This is a genomic window from Salinicoccus luteus DSM 17002, from assembly GCF_000712035.1.
In the GTDB taxonomy this organism is placed as follows: domain Bacteria; phylum Bacillota; class Bacilli; order Staphylococcales; family Salinicoccaceae; genus Salinicoccus; species Salinicoccus luteus.
This window is the reverse complement of the sequence record NZ_JONV01000007.1, coordinates 243,872-263,216: the sequence shown is the minus strand read 5'-3', so window position 1 is coordinate 263,216 and position 19,345 is coordinate 243,872. Positions and strand designations below refer to the sequence as shown.

Here is a 19,345-nt window from a genome sequence, read left to right as displayed (position 1 = left end):
TTACTATTACTGAGAATGAATTAATATTAGGAGACGCACAGTTAATTTTAGAGGAATTTGAAAGCAATGTAATAGATGCAGTAGTTACTAGTCCCCCTTATGATAAATTAAGAACATATACAGACGAATTTGCAAACTGGAACTTTGAAAAATTTAAGAATATAGCTGAAGAATTGTATCGTGTTCTGAAACCGGGCGGAGTAGTAGCGTGGGTAGTTGGAGATGCTACAGTAAATGGCGAAAAAACATTAACAAGTTATAAACAAGCTATTTATTTTCAAGAGATAGGATTTAAAGTATACGATGTAATAATATATGAAAAAACTGGGAGTGGTCCTCCGCATAAAAACCGTTATTTTAATGTTTTTGAGTATATATTTGTGTTATCAAAAGGTAACCCTAAAACAATAAATTTATTGAAAGACAAACCTAATAAATGGGCTGGTCAAGAAACCTATGGTGTTGTCACAAGAAGAGAAGCAGATGGTACTTTAACTAAGAAAACTAAAAAAGTAATAAATAAGTTCGGAATCAGAACTAATATATGGAAATATAAAAATGGTCGAGGCCAGACTACCAGAGATCTAATAGCACATGGCCATCCTGCCATAATGCCTGAAAAATTAGTAGAAGATGTACTTAACTCTTGGACACAACCAGGTGACGTAGTATTAGATCCTTTTGGGGGCAGCGGTACTACTGCCAAGGTAGCCTTTCTTCTTGACAGAAAGTATATTTATATTGAACAAGTTCAAGAGTATTATAATCTTGCTAAAGAAAGAATGAAGAATTACGATGAATAGAAATTTGATAATAAACAATATATCATCTGATAAAATATGTCATATTGAAGAAGATTATTATGATAATGTGTTAATTTTTTTCAGGAACAAATATCAAAAAGGAGAAATAAAAAGTTCAGTTTTAGAGCAAGCACAATATTATATTGATAATACTCCTTTTTTATACTACAAAAATATTATCGTTATCCCTTCAGCAGTTAACAATAGTAGTGCAGTGAAAGATTCCTTATTATACGTAATCTGGTTTTCTAAAGACAAGAATAGTTACTTTAATAAGGATGAGATCAGAGAACCTCATATATGGAAAGATGTAGAATGGGGTAAAAGAAGTAAAAATTATTCTCAAAAAGGGAAAGATCCAAGTAATATCTGGATCCCAACTCTGGATGATGGTAAAGGTAAAATAACTCATCATATAAAATTGGATATTAAGCAAATTTTAGGAAGAGTTTATACAGCCTTTAATCAATCTGAAGAAACTGAGTGGTATTTAGATAATCATCTAAAAGATTTTGTAGAAATAGAAGCTGAATTCTTAACCGAAATTAATAAATTCGAAAATGATAAAATTAACTGTAATACAAACGATCAAACCATAATATCTAATACAGAGCAAATGAAGCTTGGTACTTATGAGATAAAGTTTGATAGTTCCGAGAATATAAAATTAAAAGGTGAAGTGGTAGATTCAATTGTCACCTCCCCACCATATTGGGACTTAAAAAATTACTTCAAGGACGGTCAAATTGGTCATGAGTCATATGAGAGTTACTTGTTAAGGATGTACAATGTATGGACAAATTTATATAAAATTCTTTCAGAAACTGGTGTACTTTTTGTCAATATAAATATTAGAACGCGATTAGGAAAAGTCTATAACATGCCTTATGAATATATAAAACAAATGAGGGCGTTAGGATTTAAATTTATCGATATTATAATTTGGCATAAATCCTCGAGTATTCCTGTTAATGCAAATAATCTATCAGATAAATATGAGTTCGTGTTAGTCTTTGCAAAAAGTTCAAACTATAAACTAAACTACTGTCAGAATTTCAATGACTATAAGAATGATTATTTAAATAATACAAATATATGGAATATAAATAGAAAAGCTGGTAGTATAGGGAAAAAATTCATACACCCTGCTATATATCCTACTGAGCTTGTTAATCGTTTAGTTTTAATTAGCACAAAACCCGGAGATATGGTATTTGATCCGTTTCTAGGTAGTGGAACCACTTTAATAAGCGCGGTTAACTTATCTAGAAACTTTATTGGTTATGAATATAATGAAGATTTTGAAGAACTAATTAATTATAGAATAAATAACGAAGTAATACTTGGTGAGAACTCTAAAATTAAGATCTAAACACTGACACTATTAAAGATCTTTGAATCGACATAGGAATTTGTGATAATTCTCAGAAGTTAGATATTAAGACTAATTTCTGAGAAATGCACGAATCGATTCAAGGGTCTTTTATGGTTAAAACTAGAACTAACCGAAACAGCTTAATACCGTTAAATGATTAGTTAGATATGAAAATGAACGAAAAAGATTAATTATGTTGGATATCTATGTTAAATCTAAAGCTATGGAGCACTCTTATGAAGTAAGTTATAGATTAAAATAGTGCTATCTTAAAAATTTAAATTGGTTCTTAAGATAATACTCTAACAAAGAAGCTGGGACCGTCAATAATTATGTGTAAATGAAGGCATGCCCTTTCTTGTAGTGTGCATTACCCGCCGAACATTTCAGCTAATTCTGCACGGGCCTGGTCAAAACCAATATGGCACCGTGTCGCGAACCGTTGGTTATATGCTTCAAATTGAGTGACCAGGAAACGGTCAAGGGAGTTTTCGTTCGGGAACTGCTCTTTGCGCTTACTGTACCGTTTGATCTGCTTATTGAATGACTCAATCAGATTTGTGGAGTAAATGCTTCTCCTGATTGCTTCAGGGAAATCATAAAAAGTGAACAGATCCGGATTGGCTTTCAACGATTGCGTGACTTTGGCGTAAGATTTCTTCCACTTCTCGATAAACGCGTCCAAAGCCTGCTCAGCTTCGGCCTTATCCGTGGCGCGATACAGGGACTTCAGGTCCTCACAGATTGCCTTCCGGTCCGACACACGGACCTTGTGGGAAATGTTGCGTGCAACGTGAATGAAACATGTCTGGTATTTCGCTTTTGGAAACACCGAATGAATACTGTCTTTGATACCTGGAAGCCCGTCAGAAATGAAGAGCAGGACTTCCGTCACGCCCCGTGCATGGTTATCTCCAATCAATTCTTTCCATACATACGCAGATTCCGTCGGCGCGACAGTATAGGCCAGCACTTCCTTGGAGCCATCCTCCCGGATGCCCACAGCGATATAGACAGCCTCTTTGGTCACTGTCTCCCGTTTGACGGGCAGGAATGTCGCATCCAGGTACACGCACACATACCGCTCGGATAACGAACGCTGGCGAAATGCCTCCACTTCTTCTGTGACCGCCTGGGTCATATTTGAAATGGTCTGGGGCGTATAGTGATGCCCATACATCCGTTCAATCAGATGGGAGATTTCAGACATCGTCACACCTTTTTGAAACATATGGATGACAAAAGATTCCAATGTGTCATTGGACCGCTTGTAAGGCGCAACGGTCTGCTGCTTGAAGTCCCCATTCCGGTCCCGGGGAATGTCAATCTGAAGGTCGCCATATTCGGTATGTAACGTGCGGGTATAGACGCCGTTTCTGGAATTCCCGGAATTGAAGCCCACACGGTCATACTTTTCGTAGTCCAGGAATGCAGTCAATTCGGTTTTCAGTAATGTGTTCACCGCCGTTTCCAGGTGGCTGCGGAAGATTTCTGTGACATCGTCTTTTTTTACTAGAGCTTGAATAATATCTAATGTAAAATGATCCATAGGGGTCGTCCTCTTTTCTTGGATTTGGTGTGGTAACTTAATCTTACAAGAAAAGGACGCCCTTTTTCTATTTATTCATTTACACAAACTATTTTACGCTCTCTCAGGGAAAAAATTAAAAGCAATATCATAATATAGAAGGTTTCTTACTACCTTTATATTAATAGGCTTCTGAATTTCTTGAAAATTCCGATGAACTAACTACTAAAAAAAGTGTCGAGAGAAATCAATCAAACATTGAAGAAGGGTTAGCTTATGTATATATATAGATGTTGGTGAATGAGATGAATGAAGTGATATTTAGGAAGTTGAAAATAGGAAGAAGCATCCTAAGTAAAATTATAAATTTTACCAGTGTTGAAATTTGCTATAATTATGTTAAAGTTTTGATAATATCATTACAAGTAAGTAAGAATAAATTCCATATATTTGTATGTAAAGTAAATTCGAAGAAGGCGCTACTTCCTGACTAGCTTTAGGTATAGGGGAATTGCAAGTTAATATCTGTATTTAAACTTAAAGGAAATTTGTGTATGGTTTTTTGTAACCCTAATGACACACCACATTTAAGAGAGGTGATTATCATTCCTAGATATAAGCCAGAAGAAAAAGTACGAGGGGTAATTGGCTTCGATGTAAATATAAAAGAAGGAGAGATAGAGAGGTCGAAAGATAGAGAAAAAATCAAAGCAATATATAAAGATTTTCAAAAAGTAGAAGGGATGGGAACAATCTTTAATATTGTAGAAGTTGAGAAAGTTATGGATATAATTAAAACTTCAAGTCATGATATTATTGTCATTTTAAATGATGAAATATCAACTGAAAAGATGTCCATAAGATTTATCTTAAAAAGTAATGAGAGTGTCTATGAATTACTCAACTCTGCACTAAAAACATTGGAGCAAAAATACTCTAAAAAGGATGGTAAACTAGAAATTGAAGTTCCGGAAAAAGGAAACTCATTCGCTTACTTATCATATACAGAAAAAAACAAAATTGAAACAGATAACCCTTTAGAAATTTTAGAGGTTACTAAGCAAAAAAAATCTTTTCAAGGCAATATTGTTTTGTCTTTTATTTTACTAGCAATAGGATTTTTATTTATATATTTCTTGAGTCAAAAGATTTTAATCATACATATTTTTCCTGAAGATATATTGTGGGATATGTACCTAGCGTTAATTAGTGGTCTTTTTGGATATTCAGTTCCTACCATAATTAAATATATAGTCTTTAGAGTAAAGAGAGAAGAGACGATTTATACATTTAATATCCCAAAACTAGATGTACTAAAAATTACTTCTACTCCTCTTCAGGAAGACAAGCAATTGGACATTCCTGAAGAAGAGTGATTAAGGAGGATTAAAATGAAGCAATATCCATTTATTAGAGTTTCACAGAAAAATGAATTTCTATATTTAACTAAACTAGATGTTGGTTACTTAAGAGATACAGTAAGTTTTCATTTTAGAGAACCATATGTAGATACTGAAGAAGATATGCATAAAGTAAATAAATATATAAAACAGTTAGAAAATCTTGGAATAGAGTCCGGCAGTGATGTGGAAGGTGTTCAAAGGAGAACTCAAATAAAGAGGATTAAGGACATTAGAAATTTTGTGGAAAGTTCACAAAGTAGTTTGTTCCCTTCATCTATAATTTTAGCGTGTAATAGCCTTGATGAGAATCAATTACATGAAGTTATTGATGGTGAAGATGTTGGAATATTGCGTTTTCCCAAAGAGACAATATTTACTGTAATTGATGGCCAACATAGGCTGGCAGGCTTATTATCATCAGATATAGAGGATTTTGAATTGCCAGTAACATTATTCTTTAATATATCGCTATCTATGTCCACTAAAATTTTCAGCGAAATTAATGGGAATCAAAAAGCAGTAAATAAATCATTACTATATGATTTATATAACAATATAAACGAGCAAGAATATAAAATAGATAAAGAATATAGCGAAATAGCTAGAAATCTAAATCAGAATGATGCCTCACCACTTTATAAACAAATTAAAATGTTAGGAGTTGGAGATGGCAGCGTTTCACAAGCATTTTTCATTGAAAATGCAAAAAAGGCGATTGAAAAGACAGATTTAAAAGATGCTACTGTGCAAGAAAAATTTACGCAATTATATAAGTTTTTTAGAGGAGTTCAAACTAACTTCCCTGAGGAATGGCCTATAGATTACAATAATGAAACAAAGCAAAATGGAGAGGTACAGAATAAACAAGGGCAATTAGCCAAGACAAACGGCATTGGAGCATTATTATTGTTGTTCCCAGAAGTATATTGTTGGGTAAAATTTGGAAAAACATATAAAGAAATAATAAGTCATTTAGATGGGTACGATTGGAATAAGAATGTGGGCAGTGGAAATCAAGCCCAAAGGAATATATATAAAGAGTTAAGTGAGCTTTTAAAAGTCAAATTAGATAGAATATGAATGGTTGAGTTGTAGCTAAAAGCAAATTAAATGTTTAGCTAGTTAATTTTAATTACTTTGGGTCTTTATAAGAAAATTTAGTATGTTAGTTTGTCATAATAAACGAGATATTTCTTGGTCACCCATAAAATTCAAAACACTTCTATCAAACATGGAAATTAAACGATTCCTACACCATATAGTTTCTTCTTGAGGTGAACTATGAAATAAATCCAAGCTGACAACAGGATGGGGAGATTGGAGAGAGATCACTCAGGAATATGAATGCATAGTCCACCTCAGTATATCTTAGTAGTTTGGCTGGTAAAAGTTGCTGTGTAGTCCTTGAGCCGTGCATCGGGGTTCTGCCATGTGATGATGTAGCCGATGGGATAGTCCTTATATAGGGAGTCCAGTAGATCACGGACTTTCGTCGCACTCCAGACGAACGGGCGCTGGATTTCAGGAATCGCGACGATGCCTTCGTCAATCCAGCCGAGCAGAGCATTTACTGTACTGTTGTTCACATTATAGTTGGACATAGTGGACATCCTTTACGAGTGTGTTTGATTTCATGATAGCAGAATTCTTTAATGCTGGTATAATAATCTGAAAATTTTATCGATAGATAAATAACTATAAAAACCGTGAAAGATGACGAGATCCTTCACGGTTTTTATGTATTGAAATTATATCTTCCGTTATTCACAGCCACAAGATTTTCTGACCACCATCGATGCCGGAAGCTCAATGTTTTCTACATGTGTCTCTCCATTTATAAGTTTCGACAAAGACTCGAAGGCTTTGGCACCTATTTGCTGAGGGGGTAGTACCATGTTAGTGATTGGTGGAGCGGTTATAGCAGCGGATGGAGAATCACCAAAACCAATAAGTGCAATATTTTCAGGAATCTTCAGTCCCAATTCCTTCAGCTTGGAAATGACTCCGATAGTCATTAGATCATTTTGTATAAACAGGGCAGTGATGTCTTTTTCTTTCTTCAACAGAGTTTCTGCAGCTTTGGCACCGCCTTCGACGGTAGCATAACCGAGTTCGAGATGTTCTTCGTCATACATTATGCCATTTTCCTCGAGAGCCTGCCGATACCCTGCCAGCCGTCCTTCGGTGGTGGATACATTCGGTACTGCATAGATGACGCCGATGTTCCTATGGCCATGCTGAATCAGGTGGGAGGTGGCATCATAACCGACCCTGAAGTTGTCGCCGGTGACGCGTGGTGCGTTCTTCACTACAGGATTGTAGCGGTTGACGAGGACAATCGGCATAGATTCGGTAAAGTCGTTCAAGTAGTTGATGTCATTGGAAGTGGGAGAAAGTATGATGCCATCGACCATCTTTGAATAGAGCAGATTGATCGACTTCTTCTCATATTCCTCATCCTCATTCGTATTGACCAGCAGCAGGCTGTACCCCATCTCCCGGGCCTTCTGTTCGACGCCATAGATCATTCCATTGACGAATGAGTCGGTGAAGCTGGAAACGACCATCGCTGCGGTCTTGGTGGATTGTGTCCGGAGGTTCTTGGCGGTTGAATTGGGCACATAGTGATACTTCTCGATGATCTCAAGTACCTTGGACCGCTTCGGCTCGGTGATGTTCTTCGTTCCATTTATTACATGCGAAACGGTCGCTACGGACACCCCGGCTTCCTTCGCTATGTCTTTCATCGTCACTTTCATGATATTTCTCCTCAATGCATATTGTCATATACAGTAGTTTAGAGCCATTCTATGCGACTTTCAAGGATTAATCAATCTGCTTATGTGGATTCTCAGGATCGAAACTTTAAAATATTCTGTAATTTATGTTGACAAGTAAAACGTTTTCATAGTAATATGCGATTATCAGGTTAAACGATTAACCACTAGGAGGATGAATATGACTGAAACAACTTCTATACCAAAAGAAAAGATAGACCTCATCAAGGAAAAGGCAAAAATGTCCCGTCTTGAAACAATCCGCATGATTTCCATGGCGAAGAGCGGGCACTACGGTTCTTCATTTTCCAGCTCGGAGATTTTCGCGACGCTCTATTATCATGTGATGAACTACGATCCGAAAAACCCGAGATGGAAAAGCAGGGACAGATTCGTAATGGGGAAAGGGCACTCTGCGGTCGGCGTCTACTCGATTCTTGCTGATGTCGGTTTCTTCCCGAAGGAGGAGCTCGATACCTATACGCAGCTCGGCAGTGCTTTCGGTGACCATCCGGATATGAACAAGATCAAAGGAATCGATTTCGGCTCCGGTTCAATCGGTCATGGGCTTTCAGTAGGTGTCGGCATGTCACTTGGTGCACGCCTAGACAACGAGGACTACAGATCATTCATACTTATGGGTGACGGTGAACTTCAGGAAGGTCAAGTATGGGAGGCGGCCATGAGTGCAGCCAACTTCAAACTCGGCAACCTTGTCGCAATCGTCGACAACAACAAGGTGACAGTAGACGGCAATACCGCCGAACTGATGGGAATTGAACCGATTAAGGACAAATGGGAAAGCTTCGGCTGGAACGTGATAGAGATCGACGGTCATGATATCGAGCAGCTGATCCATACATTCGACAATTTGCCGCCGGCGGACTCCGACGTACCGACTGCAATCATATGCGATACGGTTGCAGGCAAGGGCGTTTCCTTCATGGAGCATGGCTATGAATGGCATGTGGCGAACCTTGGTGAAGACGACATCAAACGTGCAATCGAAGAAATCGAAGGAGGACAATAACAATGACTGAACAGACAACCTTCCATAAGGACACTTGGGAACTGTATAAAAGCCTTGAAATGTCAAAACAGTTGACGTCCGGTCCGACGCTGGCCGAACTCGCCGACGACCACCCGGAAGTGGTGGCGATGAGTTCCGACCTCAGCAAACCGACAGGATTATGGCCGTTTGCGAAAGCCTATCCGGACAGATTCTTCAACTTCGGCCTGGCGGAGAAGAACATGGTGACAGCCGCTGCCGGGCTGGCTTCGACCGGGAAGGTGCCATTCGTCTCCACATATGCCTCCTTCCTCGGTGTACTTGCTGCTGAAAACATCCGTACGGCGGTCGCCTACCCAAACCTCAACGTGCGTCTGATTGGAACGCATACGGGCATTGCAATGGGATTCTATGGCACATCCCACCATGCGACCGAAGACATCTCAATCACGAGGGCCATGGCGAATATGACGGTCATTTCACCGGCTGATGGTGTGGCGCTGTCTGAAATGATCAAGGAGTCCGTAGAAAGCTATGATGGACCGATCTATTTCAGGGTCAGCCGTGGCAGGGAAGAACCTGTATATGAAAAAGGGGAGCGGGTCCAGAACAAGATCGGCAAGGCGAATATCCTGAGGGATGGATCCGATCTGACAATCATCGCATGCGGCATCGAAGTCCTGCAGGCGCTGAGGGCTGCAGATCAACTGAGTGGGAAAGGCATCGAGGCGCGTGTCATCGATATGCACACCATCAAGCCGATGGATGAACAGGCCGTGCTTGAAGCGGCACAGGATACAGGTGCGGTCCTCACTGTCGAAGAGCACAACATCATGGGTGGCCTCGGCAGTGCGATTTCGGAAGTGCTGATGGAATCAGGCATTCCATGCAAATTCAAACGGCACGGATTCTACGATGAGAATTCACTGATCGGCAAGCCTTACTACCTGTACAAGCACTACAAGCTGGATGCTGACGGTATCGCTTCTGTAGCACAGGAGTTTCTGGATAAGTAATTGCAGAAGGCCGGAATTTCCGGCCTTTGGATATATAATGGATAGGGAGATGTAAAAATGGATTTCAGCGGAAAAGTGGCTTTGATCACCGGTGCCGGTTCGGAGAAGGGCATCGGCAGGGCAACAGCAGTAAAATTGAGCGAAGGCGGCGCGACTGTCATTGTGGCAGACGTCAATGAAGCAGGTGTAAAGCAGGTTGCCGAAGGCATCCGGGATGAAGGTGGTAATGCCGAAGGCATCACCATGGACATCACTGACCAGAGCAGGGTGGCGGATGCAGTCAACACCCTGGTGGAGAAGTATGGGAAGATCGACATACTTGTAAATAATGCAGGAATTTCAAGGCCGACACGTGTACTGGATATCCCCGAAGATGAATGGGATCTCGTATTCAACATCAATATGAAGGGACTCTTCTTCGTCACACAGTCCGTCCTCAAGTCCATGAAGGAAAACGAATATGGCAGGGTCATCAACCTCAGTTCCGTGTCCGGCAAGCGCGGCGGCGGCATATTCGGTGGATCCCATTATTCCGCGGCCAAAGCTGGTGTGACTGGATTCACAAAAGCGATTGCACGTGAAATGGCAGAATTCAACATTACATGCAACACTGTAGCCCCCGGTCTTGTCGGCGGTACGAACATCACGGGCGGTCTCCTGACGCAAGAGGCTGAAAAGCAGATCATAGAAGGCATTCCTTTGAAGCGTGTTGGAGAAGTCGATGACATTGCGCATTCGATTGCTTTCCTGGCGTCAGAAGGTGCAGGCTATATCACAGGAGAAGAACTGGACATCAACGGTGGATCACATATAGACTGATGCCATTGGGAGTGGAAGGCTTCAACCGGTCTTCCACCCATTCCTTTTAATAAGTTTGTAACCGTTTACATATTTTCGAAGAGGCATCTGGAAGAATCAGTGGCAGGCAGGAATGCAGATAGGAGGTAAGTATGAAATTTCTCAAGATACTAATGATGGGCGCAATTGCCATTTTGGCAGTGTCCGTTTCCTACGTTTTATTTTCGGAAGGCGAAGCGGTGGAATCGGAAGACAAGGTGATCATCCGATTCGCCCATGGCCAGCCGGAAAACAATGAAAGGCATGCGGCTGCCCTGCGCTTCAAAGAACTGGTGGAGGCACGTTCGGAGGATATGGAAGTGCTCATCTATCCGAATGAACAGTTGGGCTCTGAAGCGGAAATGATCGAGAGTGTCACGTTGAATGACCTACAGATGGTGGCAGCGAGTGCGTTCAGCCAGTACGACCAGAGCATCAGCATCTTCGAACTGCCCTATCTGTTCGACAGCTATGAAGAAGCCTGGGAAGTACTGGATGGAGAAGTGGGGGAGGATGCAGCTGCACCTTTGCTTGAGGACAACTTGAGGATTATCGCCTATTTTGAGAATGGCATCCGCCATGTGACTGCGAACAAGCCGATTGAATCTACGGAGGATTTTAGAGGATTGAATATCAGAACACCTGAATTTCCTTTGTCGCTTGCCACTTTTCAGGCGCTTGGTGCCAATCCGACGCCGATGGCATTCGGGGAACTGTATATGGCTCTGCAGCAGGGGACCGTTGATGCGCAGGAAAATCCGATAGCCAATGTATATGCGAGCCGTTTCCAGGAAGTGCAGCAGTACCTGAATATGACGGCGCACCAATACATGCCTCTGCCTGTTGCGATCAGTGATGATTTCTGGAATTCCCTGTCCAAGGAGCAGCAGGATATCGTGGAAGCGAGTGCAAAGGAAGCGGCACAGTATCACCGGGATCTCATTGTCGAGAATGAGGAAAAGACACTGGAGGATCTGAAGGAAGAGGGCATGGAAGTGGTACGCCCTGACACCGAACAGTTCCGTGAGCAGACCAGACCGGTCTATGAGAGCTATCGTCAGCAATTTGGCGACGAAGTGTTGGACAGGATCCTGGAACAGCTTGGGAGGAATGAATGATGAAAGTGCTTAAATGGCTGGATGAACATTTTGAAGAATACATCTTGATCGCCTTGAGCATCTTCACCGTCTTCGTCATATTTTCTCAGGTCGTGATGCGGTACGTCTTCAACAGCTCGCTGTCATGGTCCGAGGAAATCGCAAGATACGGATTCATCTGGCTGATCTATATCGGTGTCAGCTATGGAGTGAAGAGGCGGAAACATCTCAGGGTCGATGCCCTCACCATGCTTTTCGAAGAGAAGGGGACAGCGGTCATCAAGATGATCGCAAACATACTTTTTCTCATATTCGCTCTGGTGGTCGCCTATTACGGTGTGGATATCGTGACGAAAATTACGAGGGAATCGGCTGCCCTCCAGATACCGATGGAATATGTATACGCATCCCTTGCGTTCGGCATGATATTGACATCCATCAGGCTCATCCAGAACATCATCCTCGATTACAGGACCATACAGGATGCCGATCGGAAAAATGAGGACAATGAAGTGGGAGGGAGGACGCCATGACATCATTCATACTTTTTGGCAGCTTCTTCCTCTTTCTGCTACTGTCGGTTCCGATAGCCATTTCCTTGGGACTGGCTCTTGTCATAACAGCACTTTATTCCCCGAATCTCACGCTCACATTCCTGTCCCAGAGCATGGTGACCTCAACAGATAACTTTGCGCTGATGGCCGTGCCATTCTTCATACTGGCAGGAGAAATCATGGGCAAGGGCGGCATCTCTTCACGACTGTTCGATCTGGCGAATGTATTCGTCGGCAGATATACCGGTGGTTTCGCCATGGCGGCAATCCTCACCAGCATGTTCTTTGCGGCGATTTCAGGTTCAGGGCCTGCCACAGTCGCGGCGATCGGCGGGATGCTCATTCCTGCCATGGTCGCCGAAGGATATGATAAGAGATTCGCCACATCTGTCATAGTGGCTGCGGGATCACTCGGCATCATCATCCCTCCGAGCATTCCTCTCGTCCTATATGGTGTATCCGGCAGTCAATCCATAGGAGACCTCTTCATCGGGGGAATCATACCAGGAATATTCCTTGGTCTGATCATGATGGTCTATGCGTATTTCCATTCCAAGAAGAAAGGGTACACTGGTACGGGTGAAAAGTTCAGTTTCAAGAAGGTGTTGCAGTCGATTAACGAAGCCAAATGGTCCATCCTTATACCTGTAATTATTCTCGGAGGTATATACGGCGGCATATTCACACCGACTGAGGCAGCGGTTGTTGCAGTAGTGTATGCAACGATAATCAGCCTCCTCGTCTATCGGGAGATGAGTTTCAAGGAATTTCCGGCAGCCGTAAGGGAAGCTGCCCTCAACTCAGTGGTCATCCTTGTCATCATCGGAATAGCGAATGCTTTCGGTACGGTGTTGTCTATGGAAAGGATTCCGCAAGTCGTCGCTGAAGGCTTCCTCTCAATCACACAGAATGAAGTGATGCTGCTCATCCTGATTGTCATCCTTCTTCTGGTCATCGGGTTGTTCATGGACACTTCCGCAGCAGTCATCATATTTACGCCAATCCTGTTGCCGATGGCAATAGAGCTTGGTGTGAACCCGATCCACTTCGGAATCGTGATGATCGTTGCCCTGGCTGTCGGTTTCATTACACCGCCACTCGGAGTCAACCTCTTTGTAGGCTCGAGCATATCCGGGCTGAGTGTACCCGTACTCGCCAAGGCAGTAATGCCGTTCTTCTTCGTGCTGTTGATCGGACTGATCATCATAGTGCTGGTACCGCAGCTTACGCTGCTGTTGTTGTAGAAGAATCACTGAAAGGAAAGTTAAAGTATAACTCAAGGCCTCCTATGAGCTGGATGATATAAGTTCTGAAAATTATGCAATTTAAAAGATGGTATAATATCGGCCCAACTCAGATGAGTCGGGCCGTTTTTAGTATAGTTAATTTATAATATCAGAATATTGGATTAAATTAACTGATATACTATAAATAGATATGCATGACATTTCAATTCAGTTGATATCACTGTCACATTGTATTGGACAGTTCAATGCACGTAGCCGCCCGGTGCGGATCGATTCTTCCATAGATGCCATTGCGAAGTGAAGAAGGATGGGGTGTTTGCCGAATATGCTGATACCGAGAGAGATAGCACAGTCGATTGTGGAGGAGACGGGTTCCATTATGAAGAGGGATATTCACTTTACGGATGAAGAAGCCAGAATCATCGCAAGCATGGACGCGGGACGTGTGGGAGACTTCCATGAAGGGGCGGCGGAAGTGCTGCGGACGGAACAGAAGGTTGTAGTCTACTCGCGTAAAACACTTGAGGGGACCAGGCCGGGTGTCATTATGCCAGTAAGGCTTCATGACCAGGTGGTCGGGGTGATCGGCATTACAGGAGACCCCGGCGAGGTCGGTCGGCTGGGGGTGCTCCTCCAGCGCATGACGCAGATTCTGGTCAGGGAGGCCTACAAGGAAGGTTATCTGGAAGAACAGCTGGAGCTTGAAAACCAGGCGCGGGAAACGTTTGTCAAAGAATGGGCGGACAACAGCTTTGATGATGAGAAGCTTTTTGCCACACGGGGCTGGATATTCAACATCAACATATACAAGGCCAGGGTGGCGGTCATCCTCGAACTGGAGGGTTTTGAAGACTACTGGTATGCCAGGATCGGAAGTCCGGATGCAGATGTCCTGGAGGAGGTCAGACTGCAGCGGTACAGGCGTGCCATCGAGAACCTGATTTCAAGGCATTTTCCGGAGAAGAACGAACATGTGCTGGTTCCGAATGGAACATCGAGCTATATGCTTCTGCTGTCGGTCAATGAACACATGGATTACCAGCAGCGTAAAAAGTTGCTTACTTCGAGGATGGAGGAGATCCAGTCTGCACTCGATAAAACCTATGACCAAAGGAGCGTGGCGGGCATAGGGAACCTCTACGACTCGCCGAGGGAACTATGGAAGTCGGTCGAAGAGGCGGATCGTGCACTACGTTTCGGCGTCGACCACAAGCGGCCACTATTCTATTTTGAAGACCTTGGGGTGGAATCCTTCATGTATGATCTGTCCCAGTCGGTCAGGACGGATTTCATTCAAAGGAAGCTCCGCCCCGAACTCCTCGCGGCAATACCGGACTGCTTCAACACCATAGATACTTTCTATAAGAATGACGGTTCGATCAAGAAGACGGCAGAGTCACTCCATATCCATAAGAACACACTGCAGTACCGACTGAAGAAGGTGAAGGAAGTGACGGGCTACGATCCCCGTGACATCAATGATTCCACACTGCTCCAGATTGCCCTGGCTTTTTATAAGATTACCTGAGAGGCACCTTTAGAGGTGTCTTTTTGTTGTGCGTACCAGTATCGATCTGATTTTGACCCTGCAGATTTGGGCTGTGTAACATGGAAAGTAATCTGAATATTTATTATCATTGAGATAAAAGACAGAAAGGGTGGATATAAATGGGACATGAAAATATGGATGTACTCCGGCATAACCTTTCTGCAGTGTACGGGGAGGGGAAAGGACAACGTATCTATAAGGGCATCCAGGACATCATCGACCAATACGCACAGCCTCCCCGCTCAAAAAGATGGGTGGATCAGAAGGATGTCATGCTGATTACGTATGGGGATTCTGTGAGGAAACAGGGTGAGGCACCGTTGCATACATTGAAGGTATTCCTGAATGAACATGTTGAAGATACGATCGGCTCTGTCCATATCCTTCCCTTCTACCCCTACACTTCAGATGATGGCTTCTCGGTCCAGGACTATCTGAAAGTGGACCCGGCGCTCGGGGACTGGGAACATGTCCATGCGCTTGCAGTAGATTATGACCTCATGTTCGATGCGGTGATCAACCATATCTCGAGCAGAAGCGACTGGTTTTTGAACTATCTGAAGGGTGCACCAGAGTACCAGGACTATTTCATCGAATCGGATCCTTCTGTGGACCACAGTTCCATCGTCAGGCCGAGGGCATCGCCCCTGTTGACGGAAGTGGCCCATGCAGAGGGGAGAAAGTATGTCTGGACGACTTTCAGTGCGGATCAGATCGATTTGAATTATGAAAGCGAAGCCCTGGTCCTCAACGTACTTGAAGTCCTCGCCGAGTATGTCAGGCACGGTGCACGCTATCTGCGCCTGGACGCGATAGGATTCCTATGGAAGCAGCTGGACACGATGAGCATACATCTGGAGGAGACGCACCGCCTCGTCCAGGTCATGAGGGGGATGTTGGACGAGATGGCCCCGGGTACGATCATCATTACGGAAACGAATGTGCCGCACAAGGATAATATCAGCTATTTCGGTGATGGTACGAACGAGGCGCATATGGTCTACCAGTTCCCGCTGCCGCCGCTGACGTTGCACGCTTTCCAGTCGGGAAATGCGGCGCATCTCTCGAAATGGGCGGACTCACTCGAACCGACAAGTGTCGAGACTTCATTTTTCAACTTTCTTGCTTCCCACGATGGGGTGGGCCTGCGGCCGGTCGAAGGTATTCTGAATGATGATGAAGTGCAGGGAATGGTGGATCGTGTGAAAGAGAACGGGGGGTATGTCTCCTATAAGGATAATGGGGATGGGACACAAAGCCCGTACGAGCTCAACATCAACTACTTCAGTGCATTGAAGCAGCCGGATGACTCGAGTGCACAGGCGGTGGCGCGGTTTATTGCCGCACAGACCATTCTGCTGTCTGTAAAGGGCGTGCCGGGAGTGTACATCCACAGCCTGCTGGGGTCACAGAATGACCAGGAGGGAGTGGACCAGACTGGAAGATACCGTTCAATCAATCGGGAAAAGCTCGATCTGGAGGCACTGGAGAAGGAACTGGAAGACGCGGCCAGCATCCGCAGCCGCATCTTCAACAATCTGATGGAACGTATAGAAAAACGGAAGGGGGAGAAGGCGCTGCACCCGAATGCCGACCAGGAAGTACTTTTTCTGGATGATCGGCTATTTGCGGTAGCGAGAACATATAGGGAGACGGGAGATGAATTGCTGGCCCTCATCAACGTGTCGGGTGACCATATTGAATTGCCGACGGATGCCTTGAAAGGAAAGCTCGAGGGCCGCCCCTTCAAGGATATGATCAGTGGAACCGCCCATTCCGCAGAATCGGCAGTTCTGAAGGTCGAGCCATATCAGGCGATGTGGCTGAAGGAGGATGAATCATGAAAATAAATGGACGAGTGTTCAAGGAGGTGAAGATTTCTGCATAGACATTGCCGGCGTACTGCAGTTTAAGCGAATTAAAGAAGGGGGTTCATAAATGAGCAGCTTTACTTTAATCGACTATATTATCTTTGTCGTCTATATACTTGGTACCGCCCTGATCGGGGCATCTTTCGGAAGGAAGCAGAAATCGACGAAGGACTACTTCCTGGGCGGGCGGAGCATCCCCTGGTGGGCAATCGGCCTGTCCGTAATGGCAACACAGGCCAGTGCCATCACCTTCATTGGTGCACCTGGCTGGGGCTATGACGGTGGTCTGACACGCATGGCCACCTACATCAACGTACCGCTGGCCATGGCGTTCCTGATTGCCACAATCGTGCCGTTCTTCTACAGGACGGAAGTCTATACCGCCTATGAATATTTGGAGCGGCGATTTGATGTGAAGACACGGTCGTTGACCGCCGGCCTTTTCCTTATTGCACGCGGGCTCGCAACCGGCGTGGTACTCTATGCGCCGGCACTTGTGCTCTCGGTCGTAACGGGTATAAACATAAATGTCACCATCATCGTAATGGCGGTCATTGCGGTTTCGTATACTGTGCTCGGCGGCATCAGTGCCGTCATCTGGACGGACGTGATCCAGATGTTCGTTCTGTGGCTCGGTGCTGTCCTGAGTGTGTTCATCATCTTCCAGGATGTTCCCGGAGGGTGGGGGGAAGTGATGAGTACTGCTGCTGATACCGGGATGCTCCAGTCCCTGGATTTCTCATTTGACCTGTCGGTCGAATACAGCATCTGGGCCGGGATATTCGGTGGCTTCTTCCTGCACGCCGCCTATTTCGGAACGGACCAGAGCCAGATCCAGAGGGTGCTCACCAGCAAATCCATCCGGGCAAGTAAACTGTCACTCGTGCTGGGCGGCATCCTGCTGATTCCACAAATGCTCCTTTTCATACTGATCGGTGTCCTGCTCTATATCTTCTATCAATATGCAGGGGATCCGAACATTGATAACTTGAACGAACTTTTCCCGCGGTTTGTCGTCAATGAGCTGCCTGTGGGGATTTCTGGGCTGATCATAGCCGGGGTATTCGCTGCAGCGATGTCGAGCCTTGACTCGGCACTGAACTCATTGTCCGCTGTATCCATACGCGACTTCTACAGCAAATTCATCAGAAGGGACGCATCAGAAGAGCACTATTTGAAGGCGTCCCGCTATGCCACGATTTTCTGGGGCATCTATGCAACAATCTTTGCTTTCTTCGCAGGCAACCTGGGTCCGGTCATCGAGGCCGTCAACCAGGTCGGATCATACTTCTATGGTGCGCTGCTCGGCGTGTTCGTCCTGGCGATATTCACAAGAAGGGTGAACGGGACGAGTGCCTTCATCGGGGTCATCGCAGGCATGGTTTCCGTCTGGGCGGTCACCGTCTTCGGAGAAATATCCTGGCTGTGGAACAACATGGTGGGCGCAGTCGTCGCCATTGGTGTAGGGTATCTGGTAAGCATGGTGACTCCGGCACCCGCTTCCGAGAAGATACAGGGGCTCACCCTCGGTAAGATCCAGGAGGGCATTGCCACGCGCGCCGAAACGGCAGAATCTGTTGATGTAGTCGAGGAGGAGAAGGAGACGACGAGATGGCCGATCTATCTGGTCATCTACTTCTTCGTAGTCATCGCCTTCCTCCTTTATCTGCAGAATATGTAGGAGGTTGAATCATGGTCAATTATTTGAAGCCGATGATCGAAAAAAGGGAAGCGACGATGAAGATGAATGGCCACCTCTACTCGAACTGGTGGAAGAAGATCAGACGGGCTGCGAGGCTGACGGCAATCGAGCAGGTATACCTCCCGTTTTGGTGCTTCAACTACAGAGCCACTACACATACAGTGCCGGATGGCATGGAGGGACGGATTGCGATTGAACCCTTGAGCCGCATGAATGCCATCCTGCCGGTCGACTATGACATTGATGTGGCTGATGGGGAGCATTTCCCCGTGCAGAAGTCTATCGGTAAGGACAGTGCAAAGGATATCCTCTATTGGGAGCTTTTCGCCAAGGAAAAGCGGAGGGAGAAGATCGAAGTGGCGATTCTGGACCAATGGCTGGTGTATGTCCCCTATTGGGTCGGCTATACGAAAGACCGTAATCATCAGTACGGCATCATCGCAGTCGATGCATTGAACGGCAAGGTCGATCTTCCGATGAAGGATACGGTGGTTGCCTATATATGCAGTGTCGATGAAAATGAAATGGTGTGAATGAAGGAATTGAAGAAGGACGCCGGGAAGATTTTTAAGTCCTC

17 protein-coding genes are annotated in these 19,345 nt (G+C 44.6%); 14 read left to right on the top strand and 3 right to left on the bottom strand.

Going from position 1 to position 19,345, the window contains the following annotated elements:
• Positions 1-5: 5 nt before the first annotated feature.
• On the top strand, positions 6-803 hold the full coding sequence (locus BO53_RS0103960; RefSeq protein ID WP_084184874.1) for a DNA methyltransferase: 798 nt from the start codon (positions 6-8) through the stop codon (positions 801-803).
• Complete coding sequence (locus BO53_RS13315) at positions 796-2,175, top strand: DNA-methyltransferase (RefSeq protein WP_037341687.1); 1,380 nt, start codon at positions 796-798, stop codon at positions 2,173-2,175. Before BO53_RS0103960 ends, BO53_RS13315 begins: the two co-directional genes overlap by 8 nt.
• 373 nt (positions 2,176-2,548) lie before the next feature.
• Here BO53_RS13315 and BO53_RS0103950 read toward each other — a convergent pair whose 3' ends face one another.
• Positions 2,549-3,727: an IS256 family transposase gene (locus BO53_RS0103950; RefSeq protein ID WP_031545673.1), complete on the bottom strand. Its 1,179-nt coding sequence runs from the start codon at positions 3,725-3,727 to the stop codon at positions 2,549-2,551.
• A gap of 533 nt (positions 3,728-4,260) precedes the next feature.
• Between BO53_RS0103950 and BO53_RS0103945 the strand changes: the two genes are divergently transcribed.
• Positions 4,261-5,082 (top strand): hypothetical protein, encoded by an 822-nt coding sequence (locus BO53_RS0103945; RefSeq protein WP_031545670.1) that lies wholly within the window; start codon positions 4,261-4,263, stop codon positions 5,080-5,082.
• Positions 5,083-5,097: 15 nt separating this feature from the next.
• Complete coding sequence (locus BO53_RS0103940; protein WP_031545668.1) at positions 5,098-6,189, top strand: DGQHR domain-containing protein; 1,092 nt, start codon at positions 5,098-5,100, stop codon at positions 6,187-6,189.
• A 278-nt stretch (positions 6,190-6,467) separates the two neighbouring features.
• Here BO53_RS0103940 and BO53_RS0103935 read toward each other — a convergent pair whose 3' ends face one another.
• Both BO53_RS0103935 and BO53_RS0103930 read right to left on the bottom strand, forming a co-directional pair.
• Positions 6,468-6,710 (bottom strand): DUF262 domain-containing protein, encoded by a 243-nt coding sequence (locus tag BO53_RS0103935; RefSeq protein ID WP_031545667.1) that lies wholly within the window; start codon positions 6,708-6,710, stop codon positions 6,468-6,470.
• A 159-nt stretch (positions 6,711-6,869) separates the two neighbouring features.
• Positions 6,870-7,868, bottom strand: coding sequence for a LacI family DNA-binding transcriptional regulator (locus BO53_RS0103930; protein WP_031545665.1), 999 nt, complete (start codon positions 7,866-7,868; stop codon positions 6,870-6,872).
• A 199-nt stretch (positions 7,869-8,067) separates the two neighbouring features.
• On the opposite strand from BO53_RS0103930, the gene BO53_RS0103925 reads away from it, so the two are divergent.
• The 10 genes from BO53_RS0103925 to BO53_RS0103875 all read left to right on the top strand — a co-directional run bounded on the left by BO53_RS0103925 (position 8,068) and on the right by BO53_RS0103875 (position 19,301).
• The gene (locus BO53_RS0103925; protein WP_031545663.1) at positions 8,068-8,916 is read left to right on the top strand and encodes a transketolase; all 849 of its coding nucleotides are present in this window, start codon (positions 8,068-8,070) and stop codon (positions 8,914-8,916) included.
• A 2-nt stretch (positions 8,917-8,918) separates the two neighbouring features.
• Complete coding sequence (locus BO53_RS0103920) at positions 8,919-9,911, top strand: transketolase family protein (RefSeq protein WP_031545661.1); 993 nt, start codon at positions 8,919-8,921, stop codon at positions 9,909-9,911.
• 57 nt (positions 9,912-9,968) lie between these two features.
• Positions 9,969-10,730 carry an SDR family NAD(P)-dependent oxidoreductase gene (locus tag BO53_RS0103915; RefSeq protein ID WP_031545659.1) on the top strand — a complete coding sequence of 254 codons (762 nt, stop codon included), beginning with the start codon at positions 9,969-9,971 and terminating at the stop codon, positions 10,728-10,730.
• A gap of 131 nt (positions 10,731-10,861) precedes the next feature.
• The gene (locus BO53_RS0103910; RefSeq protein WP_037341684.1) at positions 10,862-11,866 is read left to right on the top strand and encodes a TRAP transporter substrate-binding protein; all 1,005 of its coding nucleotides are present in this window, start codon (positions 10,862-10,864) and stop codon (positions 11,864-11,866) included.
• The gene (locus tag BO53_RS0103905) at positions 11,863-12,378 is read left to right on the top strand and encodes a TRAP transporter small permease (RefSeq protein WP_245608188.1); all 516 of its coding nucleotides are present in this window, start codon (positions 11,863-11,865) and stop codon (positions 12,376-12,378) included. Before BO53_RS0103910 ends, BO53_RS0103905 begins: the two co-directional genes overlap by 4 nt.
• On the top strand, positions 12,375-13,643 hold the full coding sequence (locus BO53_RS0103900) for a TRAP transporter large permease (RefSeq protein WP_031545652.1): 1,269 nt from the start codon (positions 12,375-12,377) through the stop codon (positions 13,641-13,643). The genes BO53_RS0103905 and BO53_RS0103900 overlap by 4 nt, the downstream gene beginning before the upstream one ends.
• Positions 13,644-13,971: 328 nt before the next feature.
• Complete coding sequence (locus BO53_RS0103895) at positions 13,972-15,174, top strand: CdaR family transcriptional regulator (RefSeq protein WP_169738723.1); 1,203 nt, start codon at positions 13,972-13,974, stop codon at positions 15,172-15,174.
• A 140-nt stretch (positions 15,175-15,314) separates the two neighbouring features.
• Positions 15,315-17,039 (top strand): sugar phosphorylase, encoded by a 1,725-nt coding sequence (locus BO53_RS0103890; RefSeq protein ID WP_051683003.1) that lies wholly within the window; start codon positions 15,315-15,317, stop codon positions 17,037-17,039.
• 94 nt (positions 17,040-17,133) lie between these two features.
• Positions 17,134-18,747 carry a sodium:solute symporter family protein gene (locus BO53_RS0103880; protein ID WP_031545645.1) on the top strand — a complete coding sequence of 538 codons (1,614 nt, stop codon included), beginning with the start codon at positions 17,134-17,136 and terminating at the stop codon, positions 18,745-18,747.
• A gap of 11 nt (positions 18,748-18,758) precedes the next feature.
• On the top strand, positions 18,759-19,301 hold the full coding sequence (locus BO53_RS0103875) for a hypothetical protein (protein ID WP_031545643.1): 543 nt from the start codon (positions 18,759-18,761) through the stop codon (positions 19,299-19,301).
• The last annotated feature ends 44 nt before the right edge of the window (positions 19,302-19,345 follow it).

Coding starts and splice junctions, on each gene's coding strand:
- BO53_RS0103895 (WP_169738723.1), top strand. CDS start 13,972: ATGCTGATACCGAGAGAGATAGCACAGTCGATTGTGGAGGAGACGGGT.
- BO53_RS0103940 (WP_031545668.1), top strand. CDS start 5,098: ATGAAGCAATATCCATTTATTAGAGTTTCACAGAAAAATGAATTTCTA.
- BO53_RS0103890 (WP_051683003.1), top strand. CDS start 15,315: ATGGGACATGAAAATATGGATGTACTCCGGCATAACCTTTCTGCAGTG.
- BO53_RS0103950 (WP_031545673.1), bottom strand. CDS start 3,727: ATGGATCATTTTACATTAGATATTATTCAAGCTCTAGTAAAAAAAGAC.
- BO53_RS0103930 (WP_031545665.1), bottom strand. CDS start 7,868: ATGAAAGTGACGATGAAAGACATAGCGAAGGAAGCCGGGGTGTCCGTA.
- BO53_RS0103905 (WP_245608188.1), top strand. CDS start 11,863: ATGATGAAAGTGCTTAAATGGCTGGATGAACATTTTGAAGAATACATC.
- BO53_RS13315 (WP_037341687.1), top strand. CDS start 796: ATGAATAGAAATTTGATAATAAACAATATATCATCTGATAAAATATGT.
- BO53_RS0103875 (WP_031545643.1), top strand. CDS start 18,759: ATGGTCAATTATTTGAAGCCGATGATCGAAAAAAGGGAAGCGACGATG.
- BO53_RS0103900 (WP_031545652.1), top strand. CDS start 12,375: ATGACATCATTCATACTTTTTGGCAGCTTCTTCCTCTTTCTGCTACTG.
- BO53_RS0103915 (WP_031545659.1), top strand. CDS start 9,969: ATGGATTTCAGCGGAAAAGTGGCTTTGATCACCGGTGCCGGTTCGGAG.
- BO53_RS0103910 (WP_037341684.1), top strand. CDS start 10,862: ATGAAATTTCTCAAGATACTAATGATGGGCGCAATTGCCATTTTGGCA.
- BO53_RS0103945 (WP_031545670.1), top strand. CDS start 4,261: ATGGTTTTTTGTAACCCTAATGACACACCACATTTAAGAGAGGTGATT.
- BO53_RS0103920 (WP_031545661.1), top strand. CDS start 8,919: ATGACTGAACAGACAACCTTCCATAAGGACACTTGGGAACTGTATAAA.
- BO53_RS0103880 (WP_031545645.1), top strand. CDS start 17,134: ATGAGCAGCTTTACTTTAATCGACTATATTATCTTTGTCGTCTATATA.
- BO53_RS0103925 (WP_031545663.1), top strand. CDS start 8,068: ATGACTGAAACAACTTCTATACCAAAAGAAAAGATAGACCTCATCAAG.
- BO53_RS0103935 (WP_031545667.1), bottom strand. CDS start 6,710: ATGTCCAACTATAATGTGAACAACAGTACAGTAAATGCTCTGCTCGGC.